Raw genomic sequence first — 22,691 nt, forward strand, 5'->3', positions numbered from 1 at the left:
GTTTAAAGTGAACAAACTTACGTAGGGGCAGGGGCGAATGGTGTTCGCCCCTACGGGGCAAATCCTGAACTAGAGGCTAAATTGGGGTTCAAACGGCAGTCTGTGTGGCTGCGCCATGCCGACTAGCACTTGCCGAGCGCCCTGGAAGGGAGTCCGCCCGTGGGCAACGAGTAGGTTGTCCAGTAGCAGCACATCTCCAGCTTGCCAAGTGAATTCCACTGTAGCCGCTTGGTAAGCAGCCCGAATCGTGGCTAGCTCTGGCTCATCCAGTGGCGCACCATCGCCAAAGTAGGCATTACGCGGTAAATCTGCTGTCGCTAAGTCGGCCAGTAAGCCAGCGCGAACGGTGGGATCAAGACTAGAAATGTGGAACAGGTGAGCTTGATTAAACCAGACAGATTCCCCGGTGTCGGGATGATTGACTGTGGCTTGGCAGATTTGCTGAGTGCGGAGGCGATCAGGGTCTAGCCAGTCCCAGGTCATACCCTTGGCCTGACAGAAGGCTTCCACCTCGGCAGGGTCTTCAGTTTGAAAGACCGTCTGCCAGGGTAGATCCAATCTGCCACCATAGTTGCGAACGTAGCGAATGCCGCGCTGCTGCCAGCGATCGCACATTTCCCTCGGCAGCGACTGAAATACCCGCCGACTATCGGCAATCGGCGTGTTTCCGCCAGCGGCAGCGGGTTGGGTGCAGAAGAAGGCAATTTTGAGCGGCCACTCGCGGCTGTAGGCCATCTCGTTATGGAGCGGGATCGATTGACTAGCTGGATACTCGGTCGAGGTATAGACCTTGCCGCTGACCTGGGTGCGCGGTGTCGAGCGGTAGCGATAGTCCAGCAAATCACCACCCTGCGATCGCAAAAACTGCTCAAATCCCTCAGTGCCACCCACCTCAAACCCGCGAAACAGAATTCCCCCGTAGCGGTAGAGCTGAGCTTCAATCCAGTCCGTTTGGGTAGCAGCCCACTCGGACAGCTGGAGAGCCGCTTGATTCGGCTGCACAACGAGCGGCAGTGATGCTGGGTTGAGGAACGTAGTCGTAACTAGGGCGGTGGGAGACACCTGCATGGTGCGGCGGCGCATCTGCCCTAACCGTTGACGTGGCGCATGTTGCATAGTTCTAGGAGCTGAAGTTAGCTAGCAATAAATTGGTAATTAAGTAGCTGCATATAAATAAATGCATATCTAAAAAACCGGGGGAGCGCCCCGGAGGGGCGCTCCCCCGGTTTTTTAGATGCGTTTATTTATGCCAATCTATTTAAGAATGACTGGATGAGTGGGTTTGACGGCGGGTGCGCTTGAGTTTCTGGAGTGGCGTAGACTGTAGCGTTTGCACCTGCTGGGTTTGCGCCTGCTGATCGAGGTCGCGGAGATAGGTCACTAGCTGATCCAGGGAATCGTCTGGATGACTGGCAATCCGAGCCAATAGTGCTTCATAATGCCGCGCCAATCGCTCTACCGTAGCGGATTCAAATAGGTCAGTACTGTATTCCAGTGCGCCACTCAAGCCAGCGGCAGTCTCCCAGAGTCCCAATTTCAGGTCGTGCTTAGCGGTATTGAGATTAACCTCAAGCGGCTCCAGCATTAGGTCTGGAAACGAAACGGTGGTCACCGGGTCGGCCTGGAGATAAAACCACACCTGAAAGAGCGGCGTTTGGGCCAGCGTTCGCTGCGGCTGCAGTTCCTCGACCAGTTTTTCAAACGGCAAGTCCTGATGGGCATAAGCGCCAACGGCAGTATCCCGCACCTGTTGCAGCAGATCGCGAAACGTCGAATGACCGCTCATCTCACTACGCAGCACCAGCGTATTCGTAAAAAAGCCAATCAGGTTCGCCACTTCAGGCCGATCGCGATTGGCAACCGGAGTGCCCACGCGGATGACAGGCTGCTGAGTGTAGTCGTACAGCAAAACTTTGAATGCGGCCAGAGTGGTCATAAACAGCGTCACATCCGCCTGCTGGCTGAGTTCCTGTAGCTTAGCCGTCAGCGTCGCGGAGATAGCCAAACCGTGCCGATCGCCCTGATGGCTGCGTACCGCAGGCCGAGGAAAATCAGTCGGCAGATTGGGCAGCGCGGAGAGGGGAGACAACTGCGATCGCCAATAGTCCAACTGCTGAGTCAGGACATCGCCCTGAAGAAACTGTCGCTGCCACACCGCAAAATCCGCATACTGAATTGGCAAGGGCGGCAGGTCAGGCGGACGATTGTGCAAATGCGCCTTGTACAGTACGGCCAGCTCCCGAATCAGCACTTCCATTGACCAGCCATCCGAGACAATGTGGTGCATCGCCAACAGCATCACGTGATTATCCGCATCAAGCTGCAAGATCTGCGATCGCACGAGTTGATCGTGAGCCAAATCAAATGGCTGCTGGGCAAGCTGGAGCACATAGGAGTGGATGATCTGCTCTTGTTGCTCGGGTGATTGGGTTGACCACTGCGCCGACAGATCAATCCGCTCAATCTGCGGCAGCGACAGATGGGTGACGGGATGAATGCGCTGGTACGGCTGTCCATCGACTAGGACAAAATTAGTCCGCAGAGCTTCATGCCGCTGCACTAAGCTCTGAAGCGCTCGCTCAAAAGCTGTAAACTGGAGCCGACCCCGCAGCCGCACCGCCACCATCATGGTGTAGGCCGGACTACCAGGCTGGAGCTGATCTAAAAACCACAGCCGCTGTTGAGCGAACGATAGCGGAAACTGGTTGGCCTGCTGAATGTACTGCTTTAACAAAGCAGCCAATCGCGACCGCTTTTTAGTTGGAGACAAATCTGCGATCGCATCGCCGCTTGTAATATCACTTACAGTTCCAGCCGCAGAGTTTGTAAACGTCATGATGCATCCTCTTGCTAAATCTTCTCAGCTAGCATTGACTGCTTGGGTTTAATACTCCAATGTGCATCCACTTATTAGTAGATATTTTCGATAAGCCCGGATAAATAAACTGTGCGGATGAGACTATGGCAAAACTGAATGCAGAATTAGTGATTGCCAATCCTTGCAGTAGCAGATTAAATGTTTTTAAGAATCTTTGTCAACTAAATTCAATCAGGTTTTCCTCGCCTGGTTTGTGAGGAGTGTTTCATGAATTTAATTCACCTGCTGCTGCGAACGTCCCGGTTTGGTATCAGTGCGGCTATCATTGCTGGCATCTTGAGCGGTGGCGGCAGCGCTCGATTAGTGGCCTTAGTCAACGAGGTCGTCAACGGTCGGCAAACGGTTACAGCCGAATTTCTCGGCTACTTCTTTGGCCTGCTGCTAGTCGTCTTGGTCGCGGGCTATATTTCTCAACTAATGCTGATTCGGCTGGCTCAAGGGGCGTTATTGCAACTGCGGCTGATGCTGACGCGGCAAATTTTGGGCTGTCCCCTGCGGCGATTAGAAGATCTGGGTAGCCATCGCTTACTAGCGGCGTTGACCTCCGATATTGAAGTAATTTCATCAGCTTTTAGCGTCATTCCCTTCCTCTGCATTGATTTAGCCATCGTGGTCGGGTCGCTCGTTTACTTAGCGTGGCTGTCACTGCCGCTCTTTCTGATCATGTTTGCCTTTATCGCCCTAGCCACTGTCACCTATCAGCTGATTGCGCGGCGCGCTAGGCGTTTTCTAGTGCAGGCTCGGGAAGAGCAGAATCAGTTATTTCACCACTTTCGCGGCATCGTCAACGGTACCAAAGAGCTGAAGCTACACTATCAGCGGCGGCAGGTCTTTATCGCTGATGACTTACACCAGACGGCATCGCGCTACCGTCATCACAACATCATGGGCATGGGCATTTTTGCCGGAGCCGCAAGTTGGGGCCAGTTCCTATTTTTTGGCATTCTCAGCCTCTTTCTATTTGTGCTGCCTCAGCAGTGGAATCTACCGTCTCCCCTGGTTTCCAGCTATATTTTGACCATCATTTACTTGACCACACCGCTGGAAAATCTGATGCGGCGACTACCAATTCTTAGCCGCGCCAGCGTAGCACTCGATCAGGTGGAATCCTTTGGTCTGATGCTGCACCGCTGGCTAGAGCCTCCTAGCACCCACGTTATGCCGCAACAGCAGGACTGGCAACATCTGGAGCTGCGCGGCGTCACCCACACCTACGCCAACGATCGCGACTCTAATCCGTTTACGCTGGGGCCACTGCACTTAACGTTCTACCCGCGCGAGGTGGTATTCATCATCGGCGGCAACGGTAGCGGCAAATCTACCCTAGCCAAGCTGATTACTGGTCTTTACACACCTGAAGCGGGAGAAATTTGGCTCGATGGCAAACCTGTGACCGACTGCGATCGCGAAGCCTATCGGCAGCAGTTCTCTGCCATATTCGCCGATTTCTACCTGTTTAACCGTCTGATTGCGCTCGATAGCTCAACGTTGCTATCTCAAGCGCAAACCTATCTGGCAGACCTACAGCTTGACCATAAAGTGCAGATTGAGTCAGGCACATTGTCTACAACAGCGCTATCGCAGGGACAGCGCAAGCGTCTTGCCCTGCTAACCGCCTATCTGGAAGATCGTCCGATTTACTTGTTTGATGAATGGGCTGCTGACCAAGATCCGCAGTTTAAGGCCATCTTTTACAGCGAAATTCTGCCGGAACTGAAGCGGCGTGGCAAACTAGTGCTGGTGATTACCCATGACGATAAATATTTTCATTTGGCTGACCGAATATTGAAATTGGAAAGTGGCCAACTGGTCGAAAGCAAAACAGCTCATTTTCTGCCTTGATCAGGTTCTTGACAAGCTCACAGCAATCCCTCTAAGGTACGAAAGAAAACTCAATTGATAGATATTCTCACTTATATTCCAGTAGTTCTCAAAGAGCGATGATGGATGGCTTTGTGTTTGGTTATCTTTACCAGCAATCATCGCCTGCATGTCACGTCTATTCTCAATCTTGCCGATGCGGAGAGTATCTATGTTTAGGCTGCCTCAACTCCTGAAGCAGATTCTGCTGGTGGCTATGCCGCTGCTGTTGGTGATCGCCTGTAGCGGTCGCCAAACAATCGATTCACAGCCTGTGCAGCCAGAAAATGGCCGAGTTGTTGAACATGCTTTAGGAGAAACGGTTGTGCCAGATTCTCCTGAACGAGTGGTGGTGTTGGCTCAAAGCGCATTAGATAGTGCGATCGCACTTGGCACAAAACCCATCGGCTCAACCTATGCTGGATTTCCCCAGCGGTCGGACTACGGCGATTTTCCAGACTATCTAGCTAACAAAACCTCCGGGATCAAGAACGTTGGTCATGCCGCTCAGCCTAATCTAGAAACGATTTTGCAGCTTAATCCAGACTTGATTCTCAGCTCTGTGGACGACCATCAGCAGCTTTTCGGTGCGCTGTCTCAGATTGCACCTACGGTACTGGTTGAGAACCGAGCAGATGCCCTGTTGAATTACGCAGAAGCGCTGGGCAAGACTGAGCAAGCCGAACAGTTACTACAAGACTATCAAGCTCGTATTCAAGCCTTTCGGCAGCAAATGGGTGAACGCTTGAATACAACAACCGTTTCAGTCCTGCGATTCAGGCCTGATCAGGTGCGATTGTATATGAAAGACTCATTTTGTGGCTATGTTTTGGAGCAGGTTGGACTCCCCCGACCGGAAGCCCAAAATAAAGATGAATTTTACGAAACGGTCAGTATTGAAGCCATTCCGGCAATGGATGGAGATGTGATCTTTTACTTTCAAGACAATCCGCAAGATTCAATGGCACAGCAAATCATGAATCATCCGCTATGGAATCAGCTTGATGCTGTCCAACGTGGTCGTGTCTACCAAGTTCCATTTGATACCTGGTTTCTCGGCAACGGCATCCTGGCTGCCAACGCCGTATTAGATGATCTCTTTAAGTATCTAACGGATGCTGAACCTACGAATGGCCAAACCTAGTTGCACCGTGGTCGAACACCATCTATCTGTAGCCCTTCGGGCATGGCTTCGCCCAGAAAAAAGGGGGCTTTGGGCCAGAGTTGGAACAGCCCCCTTTTTAAGGGGGCGGCAACAGCGGGGGATCCTATAGCTGCGCTAAACACATGCCAAATAGCCATTTGCCCACATCAAGGGTAAATTATTCGTCCTCAATCATAAATTGAAGCCCTATGATCAGTTCGTCCGAATCCGTTACAACATGCCCAGATGCAGATCTCTGTGCGGTCTTTTCCAAGCAGAACGGTGAAGATCCGATTGGCTCGGCTCCAGAATGCGATCGCTATTTAGTGATTGAAGTTGCTCCACCGTGGGGCCGCAACGCGCTACAGGCCGATGATTTCCCAAAAGATCTGATGCCAATTTTGCAGCAGGCCGCTCAGCGAAGCGCCAAAGGGCGCTGTCTTGCGATCGCACCTGATCCCAACTACTCTAAACCAGGCTATCGCCGAATTCTTTACTGGCAGCGACCCTCGGAACAGTTCGCCACCTACGAAAAACAGGAGTTTTGGGTACCCAATGATCAGGTCATTCCGCTGGTGCAAGCGCTGCATCATCCTGACCAGCTAGCGGCCTTTGATGCTTATCGTCAGGACAATACAACGCGCGACTTGCTGATTTGTACCCACGCCGAACTGGATATCTGCTGCGGCAAGTTTGGTGAGCCGATCTATGCTGCGTTACAGGCCGACGCTGAACGCGATCGCACTCGGATTTGGCGTACGAGCCACATCGGCAGCCATCGGCTAGCCCCCACGCTGATCGACTTTCCCACAGGTCGCTACTGGGGCCACCTAGACCTTGAAACCGCCCAGATTCTCATGCGTCAGGATCAGCCCGTGACGGCACTGCGAGACTGCTATCGGGGCTGGGCTGGCCTACCGCCAATGGCTCAAATTGTCGAGCGCGAAATCCTCATGCAGGAGGGCTGGGCTTGGTGCGATTATCGTCAATCTGGCCAAATCATTGACGTAGATGAAGTGCGATCGCACACTCAGGTTCAAATTGACTTTACTAGCCCAGATGGACAAGTTTCTGGCTCCTATCACGCTACGGTTGCTGTCAGCGGCTCAGTGACAACGCTGAATAACTCTGGCAAGGGCGATTTCAGATCCATAAAGCAGTACCAAGTTCACGATCTGAGGAAAGTTTTGGTAGAAACCTAGGACTAATCTTTGTAGGTTGGGTTAAGCAACGCGCAATTTAAAACTCAACTTATGTCTGTGGAAGGCTGGCTAAGTCAGCCTTCCACAGACATAAGTGTATCTATTCGACTTGATCTACGGCTGAACGGCTCGTCGATGGATCAATTCCAGCTTCTGGCGGTTGGTTTGGGTTAATGTAACCTGTAGCTGTCGGGACTGGGTTTTGGTCAGATGATCTAGCTGCTGATTCAGGTCTTGAATCGAAACCTGAGGATTCTGAATCATTCCTCGTAGAAGTGCCACATACTCCGCAATCCATCTCTGTAAGGTCGCTGGCTCAAACAGGCTAGCACCGTACAGACAGTTCAACTGCAAAGTGTTGTCCATTTCGACCAGATGCCAGGTTAGATCCCAGCGGACATAGGCAGGCGGCTGGGGCACAACATTGACTGCTAAATCATGCAGCGAAGGCACAGGCAGCGATGGATCAAGGTTGAACAGCACAGGCAAGATAGGTGTGCGCGGATCGCGCGGTATCTGTAGCGATCGCACAAGCTGGCTGAACGAATAATTGGCGTGGTCGTAACTGTCCAATAAACGAGTCCGCAAGTTGTGCAGATAATTGATCAGTGATTGATCAGGCTGAATCTGGCTCCGCAGCGGCAGGACGTTGACGCAGTGCCCAACCAGGTTTGGATTATCTTGCTGTGCCTGTCCAGCAACAGAAATACCAACGATTAAATCCGATACTTTACTACACCGATGCAAGAGCAAGTTAAACCCTGCCAGCAAGGTCATGAACGGTGTACAGCCCTGCTGACCGCTCCAGGTTTGAATAGTTTGATATAGGTTAGTGGGCAGTTCATACTGGAGCTGATCGCCTCGGTAGTTGACCTGCTGATCGGCTGTAGACTCAGTTGGTAAACGCCAGCGAGGCAGTCCTTGAGTAAACTGATCGCGCCAGTAGGCTTTATCTTGAGCCGGAGTTTGGCACTGGCGCTGAATATAAGCGCGATAAGAGGCAGGTGGAGGAAGTGCGATCGCACACTGGTGCTGAATATAAGCGCGATAAGAGGCAGGTGGAGAAAGTGCGATCGCACTTTCTTCGACAGTACGTTCCTGGACAGCAGCGTTATAAAAAGCCGTCATCTCCTCTAGCAAAACCTGCGTAGACCAGCCATCCACCACAATATGATGAACGGTCAGCACCAGGCCGTAATGCTGCTCGGCCAGCTTCAGTAACTGCACGCGCAGGAGTGGTGCCTGTGTCAGGTCAAAGGGCTGTTGCTGTTCAGCTTGCAGCCACGCTTGCAGACGAGTTGCCTGCTCTGAGGGCGAAGCTGACGATGAATCAGACGTAAAATCGATCACCGGCAAATCCACCGTAACCTGGGGCTGAATCTGCTGCGCCTCTCCGGACGGTAGGAAAGCGGTTCTCAGCGCCTCATGACGATTGACAACCTGTTGCAAGCTCCGATGTAAAACCGAAACCTCTAGCTTGCCGCGCAGATCTAACCAAATGGATTCGTTATAGGCGAGAGAGGCGGCGGTTTGCAGATGAGCGAGCAGCCAAATCTCCTGCTGGCTGGGCGTCAGGGGCAGCGTTTCCACTACCGTTAAAGACTTTCCCGGCAGAAAACCTCCGGCCTGCATCTCAGCGACGGATGCTTGAACAGCTTGAATAATTCGCTCGATGTCAGCCTCGGTATGAGCCGTTGACAGAAAGCAATTGCGGCCTTCCCAGATGTAGATGCCTTTTTCAATCAGGTGATAAAACAGCAAGTCATAGTTCCCGGTAAAGGTAAAGCGGAAGAGGGAGCCAAACTGCACCATCCGAATGGGTACTTCAGCCTGGTCAAAGAATGAATTCAATCGCTGCACGAGCTGGGTCGTCCGCTGGTTGAGCTGTTCCTGAAGTTGGGCACCCTCCTGCTTCAGATGCAGCAAGACGGCTTTAGCAGCGGCCAGCGCCAGGGGCGGCTTACAGAACGTTCCGGCAAAAAACGTCCGCTCAGCACTAGGATAGGAGTCGTCGCCGTAGCGCCACAGACCACCGTCGATTCCGTCCATATACTGCGCCTTGCCAGCAATCACGCCAATCGGCATACCGCCTCCTAGGACTTTGCCGTAGGTGGCTATGTCGGCCTCAACGCCAAACCAAGCCTGTGCGCCACCGGGATGAATCCGAAATCCGGTAATAATCTCATCAAAAATCAGCGCGATACCGTGATCAACCGTGAGCTGCCGGAGATCGTGCAGAAACTGACGGGGCTGTACATCAGGGCGACGGCTCTGCACTGGCTCCACCAGAACAGCAGCTAGTTCATGAGCGTGATCTTGCAGCACCTGGAGCGATCGCAGATCGCCATATTCCAGCACCAGCACATCCTCAACCATACCGGGCGAGATTCCTGGCGCGAGCGGCACCGCTTGCTGTCCATCAACAACAGATTGCGATCGCGCTAAGACTCCATCAAAATGACCGTGGTAGGACTGGGCAAAGCGAGCAATCTTGGTGCGTCCCGTTGCTGTGCGGGCTAGTCGTAATGCCGTCATGACGGCCTCTGTGCCCGATTGAGCAAAGGTAACGCGTTCCATGCCAGTCAGCTCATGAATGAGCTGCGCCACTTCGCCCGTTAGTTCGGCTTGGGGGCCAATTTGAATGCCTTTCTGTAACTGGGCTTCCAAAGCAGACTGAATAAACGGAGCGGCATGACCAAACAAATGCACCCCAAACCCCATCGTTATGTCAATGTACTCATTGCCGTCAACATCCCATAACCGCGATCCAGCAGCACGGATGCCGACAATCGGATACAGCATTTCTTTGGTGGAGCGCCGAAATCCAGCACAGGCACGACTATCCGCCAAGTAAGGATGGCTCATCTCCTTTCGCCGTTTTGATCCTGCCGTGCGCTGAGTGTAGCGCTGAATCAGTGACTGGAGATGCTGCTGTTGCTGAGCGGTCAGCGCCGCAGTTGTTTCGGCAGACACCGATTTGGGTGACGGACGAGCTACGGTAGTTGGCTGTGGGATAGAAGGTGAAACAGAGCTTGATTTGGGCGCTGGTGCTGTAATAGATGCTTCATTTGACAAAGCATTTGGCAGGGTATCTGGTGCTGTAACTGCTGTAGCCAATGCTGAATCTGCCTGTTGCAAAATTGCGAGCTGCTGCGCCATGACTTGAAGCTGTTGAGTCACAACGCGCTCTAACGCTGTAGCCCCGCGATTGGTGGGTATAGACTGGCTCAGAGACGAATTGACGGGCTGTGAAGATTGAGGATTGCTAACAGGAGTTTCAGTAGATCCAGACTGCGATCTAGAATCAGCTTGCACTTCAGAGCTAGACAGTTGAGCCTGATCTGAAGTAGTCGGTACGGTATCGGAACTCATGCTGAGTGATACTTCCCGCTGAGCAGTAGACGCTGCGATAAATGCAGCTAGTTCTTCAATCGTCCTGAGGTCTTCAAAAAACTGACGAATCGTGATCTTGATGCCAAAGTTGGCTTCAATTGCCTGCACGGCTTCAATCAGCACAATCGAATCCGCTCCCATTTCCAGAAATGGGGCTTGAGTATCCACTTGCTCAGTCGAAACCTTGAGTAAGCCAGCAACCAAAGTCTGGAGCTTTTCCTGAATTGGTGCAACGGGCGGTACAGAAGAATGGGCGGAAGAATGATTAGAAGATGGCATGATGGGTTGAGCAGGCTGCATAGGTTGAAACCAGTAACGCTGACGCTGAAACGGATAGGTTGGCAGGGCAATGCGCTGGCACGAACGGTGCTGATGAAATGCAGTCCAGTCCACTTGAACTCCCTGCGTCGCGAGATGACCTAGCGATCGCAAGATCACCGCTCCGTCTTTCTCTCCCCGTTCCAAAGACGGTAGCCAGGGCTGCACAGCGGCTGGATAGTCCCGCTGCACAATGCCCAGCAGTGTGGAGTGGGGGCCAATTTCGACCCATAGGCTGTTCTGCTGACTGTTCTGGAGACTAGTTTGAGTCGCCAAATATTCCACACCAGCCGCAAACTGAACGGTCTGTCGCAGATGCTGGCACCAATAGGCGGCATCGGGTGGAGAGGCCAGCGGCTGCCCTGTCACATTGGAAATCATTGGAATGCGAGGCATCTGATAGGTGATCGAAGCGGCTACTGCCTCGAATTCGGCCAAAATCGGCTCCATCAGCGGCGAGTGAAACGCATGGGAAACGGGTAGAGCGCGACTGCGAATGCTCTGCTCAGCTAGTACCTGTAGTACCTGATCAACCGCTGCTTTAACGCCAGAAATAACCGTATTGCGGGAGCTGTTGACGACTGCGATCGCAACTGCACTTCCAACCTGATCGATTGCTGTTTGTACAGTCTCAGCCGCCGCAAAGACCACTGCCATCGTGCCGTTAGCTGGTAGGTTTTGCATTAAATGCGATCGCACAGTGATCAGCCGTAGGCCATCCTCCCAGCTCAAAGCTCCCGCCACGCAGGCGGCCACATACTCACCCAAGCTGTGTCCAATCACCTGCTGGGGCACAACGCCCCACTCGCGCCACAGTTCGGCTAAAGCGTACTCTAGGGCAAACAGGGCGGGCTGTGTATAGGCCGTTTGGTTGAGCTGCGCCGCGCTAGCCTCTGGCTCTGTTTCGGGATACAGCAGGCTGAGTAACGGCTGATCAAACTCTGTACGTAAGAACTGATCGCAGTTCTGCAAAATGCGGCGAAACGTGGGCTGCGTTTGGTAAAGCTGGCGACCCATGCCCACGTACTGAGCGCCCTGTCCCGTGCATAGAAACGTAATCGCAGGCTGCCGTCGCGCCGCTTTTGCCTGTAGAATTTGCTCACCCACCTGGCCTTGATCTGCTAGGAAGAGTTGCGATCGCAGATCCGTCACCGAGTTTGCCACAATTGCACAGCGATGGGGAAACGCTGAACGTCCCGTGTGAGCGGTAAAACAGAGGTTGTCTAGGCTCACATCAGGTTGCGCCTGCAAGAACTGAGCGTAGCGCTTAGCCAAAGCCGACAAAGCAGATTTGGATTTGGCTGACAGCATTATTAGGTGCCACGCAGAGCCTGCCTGTACTTCTGTCGATGACTGTTCTAGTAATGTTTTGGGCAACTGAACGGGTAGTTCAGGAGCCGCAGACACGATTACATGAGCATTGGTTCCGCCAAAGCTAAAAGCGCTAATGCCTGCTACATAATCGTTTCCACCTGCGGGTAGCTGCCACGGCTGTAGCTGTTGCGGAATAAAGAACGGCGTTTCCGATAGGTCAATGCGAGGATTAAGCTGCTGTAGATGCAGGTGGGGCGGAATCTGGCGGTGCTGGAGCGCTAGCACAACTTTAATCAGGCTGGCCATGCCTGCGGCGGCTTCGAGATGACCAATGTTGGTTTTGACCGAGCCAATCGCGCAGGGCTGCTGCTGCGAGCGCCCCTCCATCAGCACTGATTTTAAGGCGTTCACCTCAATCGGATCGCCCAAAGCCGTGCCAGTCCCGTGGGCTTCCACATAGCTAACGGCATGGGAGGCAACACCTGCTTGGACTAGAGCCTGTCGAATGACCGCCTGCTGAGCCAGGCCATTCGGAGCAGTTAGTCCATTACTCAGCCCGTCCTGGTTGACGGCGGAACCCCGAATCACCGCAAAAATGCGATCGCAATCTCGTTCCGCATCCGCCAGTCGCTTGAGTACTACTACGCCGCATCCCTCGGAGCGCACGTAGCCATCTGCTTGGGCATCAAAGGTTTTGCAGCGACCATCGGCGGCCATCATGCCCGCCTGCTGAAACACCTGCGTCAGTGTAGATGACAGCCTGAGATTGACACCACCTGCGATCGCAAGATCACACTCGCCTGTCTTCAAGCTCTGGCAGGCTAAATGCACAGCCATCAGCGAAGACGAACAGGCCGTATCTACTGCTAAGCTTGGCCCTCGTAAATTTAGCCGATAGGAAATGCGATTGGCGGCGATGCATAAGGCTGTACCCGTTCCGCTATAGGGATTTGGAGTTCCTTGCTGCTGAAGCGCGTGGCGATAGTCACTGTGGCTAATGCCAATGAATACTCCGGTGTTGCTACCTGCCAACGTGCTGGGTGCGATCGCAGCTTGCTCTAGGCCTTCCCAGGTAACTTCCAACAGCAACCGCTGCTGGGGATCAATCTGTTCGGCTTCACGCGGCGAAATGCCAAAGAAATCGGCATCAAACTGATCGATTTCCGACAAAAATCCACCCCAATCAGCCTTAAAGCTATTCGTTTGATCGCTAAAAGCAGGATTTAAACTAGCGCCTGAATCACCTGCTAAATCAGAATTTTGGCGATCGTGGGGTATGCGCGTAACGGCATCTTGCCCCTGCTGGAGCAAGTGCCAAAACGCATCGGGACTGTCTGCACCTGGAAAGCGGCAGGATAATCCCACAATGGCAACGGAGTTCATGCCCAATTCCTCTAATGTGGTTGCGGTTAATGGGATTGATGAGTCATATCAGCGACAGCCTGATGCTAGGAATGTGCCAAGTAATCAGCTAATCCAGCAATCGTGGGGTAGTCATACAGTAAAGTTGGCGAGACAGAGCGCTGTAGCCACTCCTCCAGTTCCCCGGTTAAACCAATGGCCGCAGCGGAATCCAGCCCGTAGTCATCAAACGGCACCTCCGGATCAATGTTATTGATATCCGTTTGGAGAAGATTAGCCAAGCGCTCAATCATCCATAGCTCAATGGCTTCGGCTGAAGGCTGAATATGATTTTGATGAGCGGAGTAAGCTGCGATCGCATCGAAGGGCTGATTCATAATTCAAGATTCCAGTCATATAGGTTAGCGGGTTTAATCGGACTGTTGATGATTAGCCAGAGCACGGCGATCTTCGGCAATACTGTGTAATTGATTGGCTAAGAATTGGGATCGACAGCGATGCCGCTGAATCTTGCCGCTCGACGTTTTTGGCAGACTGCTCGGTTTGACCAAAACCACCGTATCGACCTGCAAACCGTGAACCTGAGCAACGCGCTGCCGAATGGCTGTAATTACTTCCTGGGGCTGCAGTTGCCGAATCCAGGTGCGCGTCACTTCTTGGACAATGACGAGATGAGTTGCTCCAGCCTGTTCAATCGTAAATGCGGCCCCCCAGCCTGCCCCTAGCGCTGGATGGCTTGCCGCCACCGTTTTCTCCAAATCGCTAGCATAGTGATTGCGACCGCGAATCACCATAACTTCCTTCAATCGTCCCATCACAACCAGCTCACCGTCATCCATCCAGCCCAGATCACCCGTCCGTAAAAATGGCCCCTCACCCGTATCAGCCAGATAAACATGGAAGGTTTCTAGGGTTTGCTGGGGACGATTCCAGTATCCGTGCGCCACGCTGGGACTGGCCACCCAAATTTCGCCAATTTCATTGGGTTGACAGCGTATCCGCGTATCTGGATTAACGATAACGACTTGGCTATCGGCAATGGGAGAGCCACAGCCCACCAGTACGCGGCTGTCTGGAGCAGTGGGATCAGTGATCTGAACATGGTGCTGTTCAAGCCGATCGCCGCAGACGGAAACCGTTTTGGGAAGGTGCGATCGCAACCCGCCTGTGACCATCAACGTCGCTTCAGCCATGCCGTAGCAGGGATAAAACGCATTTCGCCGAAAACCACAGTCAGCAAAGGCAGTAGCGAATCGATCTAGGGTATCAGCCCGAATTGGTTCAGCACCAGTAAAGGCCAAAGTCCAGTGGCTTAAGTCGAGACTAGCTCGCTGTTCCGGCGTGCTGCGCTGCACACAGAGATCATAGGCAAAATTCGGCGCACCGCTAACCGTCGCTCGGGTTTGAGCAATTGCCTGTAGCCATCGCAAAGGCCGCTGCAAAAACGCCACCGGCGGCATCAATGTCACGGGAAACCCGGCATAGATGGGCTGTAGGATGCCACCAATCAGACCCATATCGTGATACGGCGGCAGCCAAATCACAGCAGAACTTGCAGGCGTCAGCTCGAACCGCTGGCGAATCGCAGCCGCATTATGCAGCAAATTCCCGTGGCTCACCTGCACACCCTTGGGTGACGCGGTGGAGCCAGAGGTATATTGCAACAGCGCAATCGTATCGGCCTGGATCGCAGGTGCTTGCCAGTCCCCTGCATCCTGCCCATCAATCTGATCGACCACCAAGCACGGCAGAGTCCGAATAAACGAATTCAACTCTGAATCTGAATCAAGTTGCTTGATCTGAGCGTTAAATGCCTGTGTGGTCAGTAACATAGCCGGCTGAGCGTCTGCCGCAATTGCTTGCAGTCGTTCCAGTAGCTGATTCAGTCGAGGCGGATAAATGGGCACTGCGATCGCACCTGCATAGAGGCAGGCACAGAACGCCACAATGTAGTCCAGCCCTGGTTGACAAAGAATCAGCACCCGCTCATGCTGGAGCTGACGGGCCTGGAGCTGAGCTGCAACCGCCCGACTACGCTGATCGAGTGCCCCATAGGTCAAACTTGCAGTGAGCGATTCACCTGTTTCCCAAAACTGAAAGGCAACTTGATCCGATTGCTGGTCGTTGCGATCGCGCAAGATATCCACCCATGTCATGTCAGCACGATGGGCAGTCAAAGAACTGAAGGTAGAGGCCATTTGCTTGATAAGAATTCTCAACAAGAATACGCAATCTTTTCCTGTTTGGCAAGGTTGAATCTTATCGCTAATATCGTCCGTTGAAAGTTTAATTAGGACGCGCTTGAGACACTTGGGTTATGCAAGAGGTTGAGCAAACCGCTAATCTGTCAGGAGCGTTTATCAAACTGTACGATAAATTGGCTTCAGTGCTGATGCAGAAGGGATTTCGAGTAAATAGCTCAGCAAAATCAAATAGCTCAGCCAAAATCCCAGCCAAGATCTCAGCCAAAATCGAGTAACTCACGAGTGCTGCTAATGCATCGCCTAGGCAGCTTGGATCAACGATTTGAAAGACGACAGGGATTTCTGACAGGGGACTTGACAAGACGGCCAATGCCCCATCAAATAATTAAGAAGTATTCTCATTAAATTTGATCTTCGTTACCAAATTACCAATCTTCGTGGCTAGGTCATTTATGCGTGGTCTAGCTGCATTGGCCTGCCCAACCGTCATTGCTACAGACTTGGCGGCAATGGCGAGTCAGATAGCTGATGCAATCAACCGTACTCAATGCTGTCAGCCGTCTGACGCACTGCGATAACTCTTGTTCTATGTGTGAGGAATTGACGTGAAACAGTCTTTCTGGGCTTACTCGGTGTGGACAGCCGGGGCCGTTGCCCTAATCAGTGCCCAATCGGCTCAAGCGAATCCGATTGCAGTGACCGATATTCAGCTTAATCCAACTGCTGAAGGATTTGATCTTGTGTTGGAAACGCCTTCTGAGCAATCGCTTCAGGCGTTTACCAGCCAGTACGGTGAAACCCTGATTGTCGATGTCATCAATGCTCAGCTTCAGCTTCCTGACGGGTCGTCATTCCAGCAGCAAAATCCCGTCGCTGGCGTTGAAACACTGCAGGTCACATCCTTAGATGCCAACAGCATCCGGATTACTATTACTGGACAGGCAGCCGTGCCCACAGCCAGTGTTATTTCGCGATCGCAAGCACTGGTACTGCAAGTCAGCGCCCCAGAACCAATCGCCCAAGAACCATCTGAACCCGCGCCTGATCCCTCCACTACACCCCCTCCAGACATTGAATTTACTCCCGAATCTCCAGCCGATCCCACGCAACCCGACACCACCGACCCACCATCAACCATCGACCCAACCCCTGATCCCGCTGAAATACCTGTAGCTCCTGAATCCCCTGAAACCACCGAAGCCGCGCCCATCCGTATCGTTGTCACCGCCACCCGCACGGAGGAAGAAGAAGAGGATCTGGGCCGTTCCGTGACGGTGATTACCCGTGAAGAACTGGAGCAGCAGTCGGTGCTCTCGCGTGATCTGGCCGACATTCTGGGCACCTTGGTGCCGGGCTTTGGCCCGCCCAACCAGCTTCGTACCACGCGCGGACAGACGCTGCGTGGACGCGAGCCTGCTGTCCTGATTGACGGTGTACCGCTGGTAACGAACTTCCGCGTGAATCGCCAGGAGCTACGCAGTATTGACCCATCGGCGATTGAGCGGATTGAGGTGGTGCGAGGGCCAAGCGCCATTTTCGGCGGACAAAGTACGGGTGGGGTAATTAACATCATCACCCGCCGCCCAGAAAACCAGCCCGTGACGCTAGAAACACAAGTGGGTGTCAGTGGCTCCGTGGGTGAACTGGAAGACGACGGCTTTGGCAACGTCCTGTCCGCCGCCATTTCCGGTCGAGCCAATCAGTTTGATTATCGGCTAAGCGCCTCTCGCGAATACACAGGTAGCTTTTTCGATGCGGCAGGAAACCGAATTGTTTCCGAAGCGAGTTTGAGCGACACCACCTCTTACAACATCTTGGGCAAGCTGGGTTATGACCTGACCGACTCACAGCGACTCGACTTTACCGTCAACTACTTTGACTCGGAGCGCGAAACAGACTTTGTTGCCGACCCCAGAACGCTGCTCATTCCGGGCCGCCAAATTGCCCGTGCATTGGAAATCGAAGGACTAGAGCGCGAAGATAATCCCAGCGATCGCAACTTGGTGCTCAATCTCAGCTACACCAATGAAGACCTGTTCGGGAGCCGCTTACAGGGACAGATCTATTACCAAGATGCTGTTGCCCGTGGTGAATTCGCCGATGGTCGATTGGGGGGTGAATTTTTCCCGTTTTTGTTCCAGTCCCGCTTAGATGCTGAGCGCTGGGGAGGCCGATTACAGATTGAAACCCCCCTGACGTCATCAGAAACGCTCAACCTATTGTGGGGAGCGGATTACGAGAATCAGGAGAATCAGCAAATTACCGCCCAGTTCGATGGTGATATTTTCGATGCCGAGCGGCGACTGGCTGAAGTGCAGGAGTTTAACTTTACGCCACCCTACACGCTCGACAGTCTCGGACTGTTTGCCCGCTTAGAGTGGGAAGCTAGCTCAGAATGGCTGCTGCGGGGCGGACTACGCTATGAAAATATTGGCTTGAGTATTGATGACTATGTCTCGGTGACTCGACAACAGCCCGTTGAAGGTGGCAATCGCTCCTTTGATGACCTGGTGTTCGACGTTGGTGCTGTCTATAGTCCTACCGATAACATCTCATTCTTCGGTGGCGTTGCCCAAAGCTTTAGCGTGCCGGAATTTAGCCGTATCTTCCGCCTACCACCACCGGGATTCGTTAGCGTTGAGGATGATCTAGAGGTGACGGAACCGATTAAAGTGACCGAATACGAACTCGGTGTCCGAGGTGATTGGCCTACCGTGCAGGCGAGCCTGAGTGGCTTTTTCAATACCTCATCCCTCGGGGCCAGCTTGGTTCCCAATGAGAACGGGCTGCTGGGTCTAGTCCGTGCCCCGCAGCGAGTCTACGGTCTGGAAGCCACCTTAGACTGGCAACCAACTGACCGCTGGGGCGTTGGCGGTATTCTAAGCTGGATTGAAGGCGAAAACGATGTTGATGAAGATGGTGACTACATCGCGCTCAACAGCGGCGAAATTCAGCCTTTGAAGCTAACGGCCTATGTGGAAAATGAAACCCTACCCGGATGGCGAAACCGATTGCAAGCGCTGTTTGTCGGCGGGCGCGATCGCGCATTTGATGCCGGAGTCGATCCCGTGACCATTGAAGACTACGTTGTCGTTGATTTCATTAGCAGCGTTGATATCGGCCCTGGCACTTTACAAGTCGGCGTGGAAAATCTCTTTGATAACCAGTACTTCCCAGTGATCTCGCAGTTTCTCTCTGGCTTTGACGATCGCAACTACATTGGGGGTCGCGGTCGCACCATTCGCTTGCTCTATTCCGCAAGCTGGTAGCAGAATTGCATTTCTTAAAAAGCGGTCATTGGCCTCAGGTGTGAGTTTCCGACTGTTCAGTGCCCAGACGACTCATCCGGCCAACGAGTGGCAAGTGTGTCTGGCTCATCAACTGTGCGATTGTCAGTATGCCATCGATGCAGGCGATGAGCTATTTGCTCTCCGGATGAAGCGGCTGTTCCTCAGAGCCATTGCCCTCCAACGGCGATGACACACTCTGTCGGCTGCAACCGCCGAGTAAACAGGTACTGTGAAACATGCGATCGCACGTTTCTGGCAACGTTGCGTTAACGCTAGCAAGACTCGCGCTTAACTTAAACAGACAAAAAGCAAGAGGGACGCACTCAGCGCGTCCCTCTTGCTTTTTGTCTGTGTTCTGTGAACGACTAGCTCACTTGCTCATCCAAAAACTTCATCAGCGCATCCCAGGATTTAATATCGGCCTGAGCGTCATACTGAGACGTTTCACGGTTCGCGCCCCATACAGTAAACGAGTGCTTCACGCCACCATAAAGCTCCATGCTGTAGTCCACACTCGCTTCATTGAGCTGAGTGGCGAGTGCCGCCACGTCGGACATGGGAGCAACTGGATCATCGGCACCGTGCAGAATCAAAATTGGCCCAGTCGCTTGACTGTAGTTTTGGCCTTCTGGTGTAGCTAGGCCACCGTGGAAGGAGACAAAACCATCCAAGTCAGCCCCAGCGCGGGCAAATTCTAGAGCTGCCGCACCGCCAAAGCAGTAGCCAATTGCCACGACTCGCTCTGGATCAACACCGGGCATCATTTGAGCCTGTTCCAGTCCGGCAAATAAGCGCGATCGCATGGCTTCGCGATCTTCATAGAGGGCTTGGCTAGCCGCTTGCGACTCTTCTGTGGTTGAGGGGCGATTGCCCTGACCATAGAGATCCACAGCGAAAGCTGCATAGCCCTGCTCAGCTAACATTTGTGCCCGCCGCTTTTCGTAATCATCAATGCCATTCCAGTCGTGAATCAGCATAACAACGGGCTGCGAATCACCAAATCCGGTATTGCGGACGAAGTAACCTTCGTAAGGCTGTCCGTTGATTTGATAGACGACGGACTGACTGGCAATATCTGCTCTAGCTACGGTTGCAATCACAACGGCAAATACGACCGCTGCGATTAAACCCAATCTCTTCAGCACGGTTTTCTCCTTATCAATAAACGATTAATACTAATTATAAAGAAATATTAAGCCTGACTGAGGCCACATTTCAAATACAGCCTCACAGCCCTTTTAGCCTTTGCAGTCCTCTGAGAACTAAAAAACAGGTTGCTAAGTCGTAGTCATTATGAGTATGATTTATTTAGCTCAGATTCGTTATGAGTTTGTTGGAGTCAGCCGATGAATAACTGAGCAATTAGAGTATTCATCAATCTTCACCTGCCTAACCGGAGGTTCCCTATGAATGGAGCACAACGTCCTAATCGCCCTCGTCGCCTCAGCAAAGTTGACATTCTGATGATTGTCCTAGCGGTTATGGGAGTGAGAATCGCCTCGGATGATCTCGTTGATCAGCTGCTTGCCCACTTTCTGCATTAGGCATCCGTTCTTCTTGGTATTTATTACGTTGACCTCATCGAAGAGGTTCCGTGATAGTTCAGTTGGCAAAGTGGGCAGTCTAGGCTCAAATACCGCAAGATGACCGGATAGTATCTGGTTGATACACGGTTGATCCAATCTTAGTGGAGCCTTCCTCATGACTCTGGCCGTTCGTCAATTGATTGAGAACCAGTATGCCCAGCAGGTTGAGGCATTTGAGCAGTCGAGCCTGTTTCAGCAGATTGAACAGGGGCAGGCATCCCGCGCGGCATACGATGAGTTTTTGTTTAGACTTTGTCAGACTCACCTGAAAAGCCCGCAGATTCTAGCCTTTCTCTACTCGGTTGCGCCGCCTGCTGCTGCGCCGCAAATTAAGCACAACCTGATGGAAGAGATGGGTCTGGATGAGGCAGAAATTTGTCATCCCGATTTGCTACATCAGCTCGCAAAGGCCGCTGGATTCGACGCTGCGAAACAAGCTGAGCTAGCTCAAGCCGCTCAGGCTGAGATTTATACGCTTTGTACTGACCCGCTACTGTTTGGCACGATTCGCGAATTGGGTCTTTCAGTGCTGCTGGAAGTGACCTGCTTTGAGTGGATGCTGTCGCGACTCGCTAGTCGCCTTGGTGCAGCTCTAGAACGCCATCGGGAATTGGATTCCGAAAGTTTAGCCTGGTTCTATCATCACTCTGAAGTCGATATTCGCCACGCCGAAGAAGGGCTGGACAGCGTTGAGCAGTATGTTGATTACTACGAATTTGAAGCCGATGAGCTAGAAACGATTCTAGATATTACCTTCCGCGAGAATGTCTTTATTAAGCATTACTTCGGTGAACTCGCTTTAGCCCAAGCAACACACATGCTCTAATTTTGTAGGTTGGGTTGAGTGATAACGAAACCCAACAAGCTCCGAAAACGTTGGGTTTCGCGTTGCTCAACCCAACCTACGAAAAATCAACCTCCGAGATCCTTCATACAGCCATGTCTCACCATGTAAGGTCACTATGCAAATCGTTGAAGCCACCCTGTTTGCCTTGCGAATCCCGTTTGTGGAAGCCTTTGCCCACAGCATTAAGTCGCGCACCTATTCCGACTCAATCGTAGTCCGTTTGCAGGCTGACGATGGAACAGTTGGCTACGGTGAAGCTGTGGCGCGTCCCTATGTGACAGGGGAGACGGTTGAGACTTGTTTACGCTACATGGTTGGGGCACTCTGGCCTGCGGTACGAAAGACAGATTATGCCCCGTGGTCAGGCGAAAAAGCATTCGACTGGTTGAATCAAATTGCCGCCACGTTACCAACTGGTGCAACTGATACTGTAGTCGCCTGGAATGCAGCTTGCTGCGGGTTTGAGCTAGCTTTAATAGACTGTTTGCTCAAGAGTCAGGGCGTATCTCTAGCAGAGCTTTTACCGCCTCAGCGGTCAACCGTAACCTACAGCGGTGTGATTACCGCCAGCAGTGTTGAAGGTGCCGTTAAACATGCTAAGCGATACAAGCAGTTTGGCCTACCTCATATCAAGGTCAAAGTGATAGGTGAAGCCGATCAGGAGCGGATTGCAGCCATCCGTGAAGTTATTGGGCCGGATGTTTCGCTACGAATTGACGGCAATGGAGCTTATACCGTCGAAACTGCGATCGCAACTTGTCAAACCCTAGCGCAATACGGCATCGATAGCGCTGAACAGATGATTGCCCGTGGCGATGTGGCAGAACTGGCAATCGTACAGGCTGAGTCTCATATTCCCCAGATGGCTGATGAATCGCTGATTACTTTGGCTGATGCTCAGGCGTTAATCGATGCTAAAGCCTGTCGGTTTTTTAATCTGCGGCTGTCTAAGTGTGGCGGATTCGCTCAGACAATTGCGATCGCAGATTTGGCTCAGGCGAATGGCATAAAAATCCAGGTTGGCTGCCAGGTGGGCGAAACAGCAATCCTTTCAGCCGCTGGACGATTCTTATCAGCGTACTTGCCGGACGTTGTGTTTACAGAGGGATCATACGGTTCGCTGCTGCTGAGTCAGGATATCAGCCGCCAGCCGATTCACTTTGGGCATCGAGGATTAGCGAAAGGATTACGGGGTGCAGGATTAGGAGTCGAAATTCAGGACGCGCTGCTAGAGAAATATGCTCACCAGATTATTTCTCTCCCAACTGCGCTGTCCGTTCCCGTAGTGTGAGG

Annotated in this window: 15 protein-coding genes; 9 read left to right on the plus strand and 6 right to left on the minus strand. The window is 52.6% G+C overall.

Features of this window, described 5'->3' with window-relative positions:
• Positions 1 to 69 precede the first annotated feature (69 nt).
• Both AC286M_RS04110 and AC286M_RS04115 read right to left on the minus strand, forming a co-directional pair.
• Positions 70 to 1,116: a TauD/TfdA family dioxygenase gene (locus AC286M_RS04110; RefSeq protein WP_488203174.1), complete on the minus strand. Its 1,047-nt coding sequence runs from the start codon at positions 1,114 to 1,116 to the stop codon at positions 70 to 72.
• A gap of 142 nt (positions 1,117 to 1,258) precedes the next feature.
• The gene (locus tag AC286M_RS04115) at positions 1,259 to 2,836 is read right to left on the minus strand and encodes a condensation domain-containing protein (RefSeq protein ID WP_488203175.1); all 1,578 of its coding nucleotides are present in this window, start codon (positions 2,834 to 2,836) and stop codon (positions 1,259 to 1,261) included.
• Between the two features lie 249 nt (positions 2,837 to 3,085).
• On the opposite strand from AC286M_RS04115, the gene AC286M_RS04120 reads away from it, so the two are divergent.
• The 3 genes from AC286M_RS04120 (at position 3,086) to AC286M_RS04130 (ending at position 7,084) form a co-directional block, all read left to right on the plus strand.
• The gene (locus AC286M_RS04120; protein ID WP_488203176.1) at positions 3,086 to 4,720 is read left to right on the plus strand and encodes a cyclic peptide export ABC transporter; all 1,635 of its coding nucleotides are present in this window, start codon (positions 3,086 to 3,088) and stop codon (positions 4,718 to 4,720) included.
• 190 nt (positions 4,721 to 4,910) lie between these two features.
• Positions 4,911 to 5,882 carry an ABC transporter substrate-binding protein gene (locus tag AC286M_RS04125; protein ID WP_488203177.1) on the plus strand — a complete coding sequence of 324 codons (972 nt, stop codon included), beginning with the start codon at positions 4,911 to 4,913 and terminating at the stop codon, positions 5,880 to 5,882.
• Positions 5,883 to 6,091: 209 nt separating this feature from the next.
• Positions 6,092 to 7,084 (plus strand): ferredoxin family protein, encoded by a 993-nt coding sequence (locus AC286M_RS04130; protein ID WP_488203178.1) that lies wholly within the window; start codon positions 6,092 to 6,094, stop codon positions 7,082 to 7,084.
• Positions 7,085 to 7,198: 114 nt separating this feature from the next.
• Here the strand turns inward: AC286M_RS04130 and AC286M_RS04135 are convergent, their stop codons facing one another.
• The 3 genes from AC286M_RS04135 to AC286M_RS04145 form a co-directional block, all read right to left on the minus strand.
• Complete coding sequence (locus AC286M_RS04135) at positions 7,199 to 13,492, minus strand: aminotransferase class III-fold pyridoxal phosphate-dependent enzyme (RefSeq protein ID WP_488203179.1); 6,294 nt, start codon at positions 13,490 to 13,492, stop codon at positions 7,199 to 7,201.
• Between the two features lie 65 nt (positions 13,493 to 13,557).
• Positions 13,558 to 13,848, minus strand: coding sequence for an acyl carrier protein (locus tag AC286M_RS04140; protein ID WP_488203180.1), 291 nt, complete (start codon positions 13,846 to 13,848; stop codon positions 13,558 to 13,560).
• 33 nt (positions 13,849 to 13,881) lie between these two features.
• Complete coding sequence (locus AC286M_RS04145; protein WP_488203181.1) at positions 13,882 to 15,627, minus strand: fatty acyl-AMP ligase; 1,746 nt, start codon at positions 15,625 to 15,627, stop codon at positions 13,882 to 13,884.
• Positions 15,628 to 16,127: 500 nt separating this feature from the next.
• Here AC286M_RS04145 and AC286M_RS04150 point away from each other — a divergent pair, with 500 nt between their 5' ends.
• Genes AC286M_RS04150 through AC286M_RS04160 form a run of 3 tightly spaced genes read left to right on the plus strand, consistent with a single transcriptional unit; the run spans position 16,128 to position 19,155 of the window.
• Positions 16,128 to 16,253: a hypothetical protein gene (locus tag AC286M_RS04150; RefSeq protein ID WP_488203182.1), complete on the plus strand. Its 126-nt coding sequence runs from the start codon at positions 16,128 to 16,130 to the stop codon at positions 16,251 to 16,253.
• A 27-nt stretch (positions 16,254 to 16,280) separates the two neighbouring features.
• On the plus strand, positions 16,281 to 18,944 hold the full coding sequence (locus AC286M_RS04155; protein ID WP_488203183.1) for a TonB-dependent receptor domain-containing protein: 2,664 nt from the start codon (positions 16,281 to 16,283) through the stop codon (positions 18,942 to 18,944).
• Between the two features lie 40 nt (positions 18,945 to 18,984).
• Positions 18,985 to 19,155 carry a hypothetical protein gene (locus tag AC286M_RS04160; protein WP_488203184.1) on the plus strand — a complete coding sequence of 57 codons (171 nt, stop codon included), beginning with the start codon at positions 18,985 to 18,987 and terminating at the stop codon, positions 19,153 to 19,155.
• Between the two features lie 175 nt (positions 19,156 to 19,330).
• On the opposite strand, the gene AC286M_RS04165 is transcribed toward AC286M_RS04160, so the two are convergent.
• Positions 19,331 to 20,110, minus strand: coding sequence for a dienelactone hydrolase family protein (locus tag AC286M_RS04165; protein WP_488203185.1), 780 nt, complete (start codon positions 20,108 to 20,110; stop codon positions 19,331 to 19,333).
• Positions 20,111 to 20,371: 261 nt separating this feature from the next.
• Here AC286M_RS04165 and AC286M_RS04170 point away from each other — a divergent pair, with 261 nt between their 5' ends.
• The 3 genes from AC286M_RS04170 (at position 20,372) to AC286M_RS04180 (ending at position 22,689) form a co-directional block, all read left to right on the plus strand.
• Entirely contained in the window at positions 20,372 to 20,509 is a 138-nt protein-coding gene (locus AC286M_RS04170) for a hypothetical protein (protein WP_488203186.1), read from the plus strand.
• 157 nt (positions 20,510 to 20,666) lie between these two features.
• A complete protein-coding gene (locus AC286M_RS04175) occupies positions 20,667 to 21,377 on the plus strand; it encodes an iron-containing redox enzyme family protein (protein WP_488203187.1) in 711 nt (236 codons plus the stop codon).
• A gap of 136 nt (positions 21,378 to 21,513) precedes the next feature.
• Positions 21,514 to 22,689: a mandelate racemase/muconate lactonizing enzyme family protein gene (locus AC286M_RS04180; RefSeq protein WP_488203188.1), complete on the plus strand. Its 1,176-nt coding sequence runs from the start codon at positions 21,514 to 21,516 to the stop codon at positions 22,687 to 22,689.
• The last annotated feature ends 2 nt before the right edge of the window (positions 22,690 to 22,691 follow it).

Source organism: Thainema salinarum CENA647 (genome assembly GCF_057732415.1).

Bases quoted from the DNA above. Each gene is read 5' to 3' on its own strand.
- AC286M_RS04110 (WP_488203174.1), bottom strand. From the start codon at position 1,116: ATGCAACATGCGCCACGTCAACGGTTAGGGCAGATGCGCCGCCGCACC.
- AC286M_RS04115 (WP_488203175.1), bottom strand. From the start codon at position 2,836: ATGACGTTTACAAACTCTGCGGCTGGAACTGTAAGTGATATTACAAGC.
- AC286M_RS04120 (WP_488203176.1), top strand. From the start codon at position 3,086: ATGAATTTAATTCACCTGCTGCTGCGAACGTCCCGGTTTGGTATCAGT.
- AC286M_RS04125 (WP_488203177.1), top strand. From the start codon at position 4,911: ATGTTTAGGCTGCCTCAACTCCTGAAGCAGATTCTGCTGGTGGCTATG.
- AC286M_RS04130 (WP_488203178.1), top strand. From the start codon at position 6,092: ATGATCAGTTCGTCCGAATCCGTTACAACATGCCCAGATGCAGATCTC.
- AC286M_RS04135 (WP_488203179.1), bottom strand. From the start codon at position 13,492: ATGAACTCCGTTGCCATTGTGGGATTATCCTGCCGCTTTCCAGGTGCA.
- AC286M_RS04140 (WP_488203180.1), bottom strand. From the start codon at position 13,848: ATGAATCAGCCCTTCGATGCGATCGCAGCTTACTCCGCTCATCAAAAT.
- AC286M_RS04145 (WP_488203181.1), bottom strand. From the start codon at position 15,627: ATGACATGGGTGGATATCTTGCGCGATCGCAACGACCAGCAATCGGAT.
- AC286M_RS04150 (WP_488203182.1), top strand. From the start codon at position 16,128: ATGCGTGGTCTAGCTGCATTGGCCTGCCCAACCGTCATTGCTACAGAC.
- AC286M_RS04170 (WP_488203186.1), top strand. From the start codon at position 20,372: ATGAATGGAGCACAACGTCCTAATCGCCCTCGTCGCCTCAGCAAAGTT.
- AC286M_RS04175 (WP_488203187.1), top strand. From the start codon at position 20,667: ATGACTCTGGCCGTTCGTCAATTGATTGAGAACCAGTATGCCCAGCAG.
- AC286M_RS04180 (WP_488203188.1), top strand. From the start codon at position 21,514: ATGCAAATCGTTGAAGCCACCCTGTTTGCCTTGCGAATCCCGTTTGTG.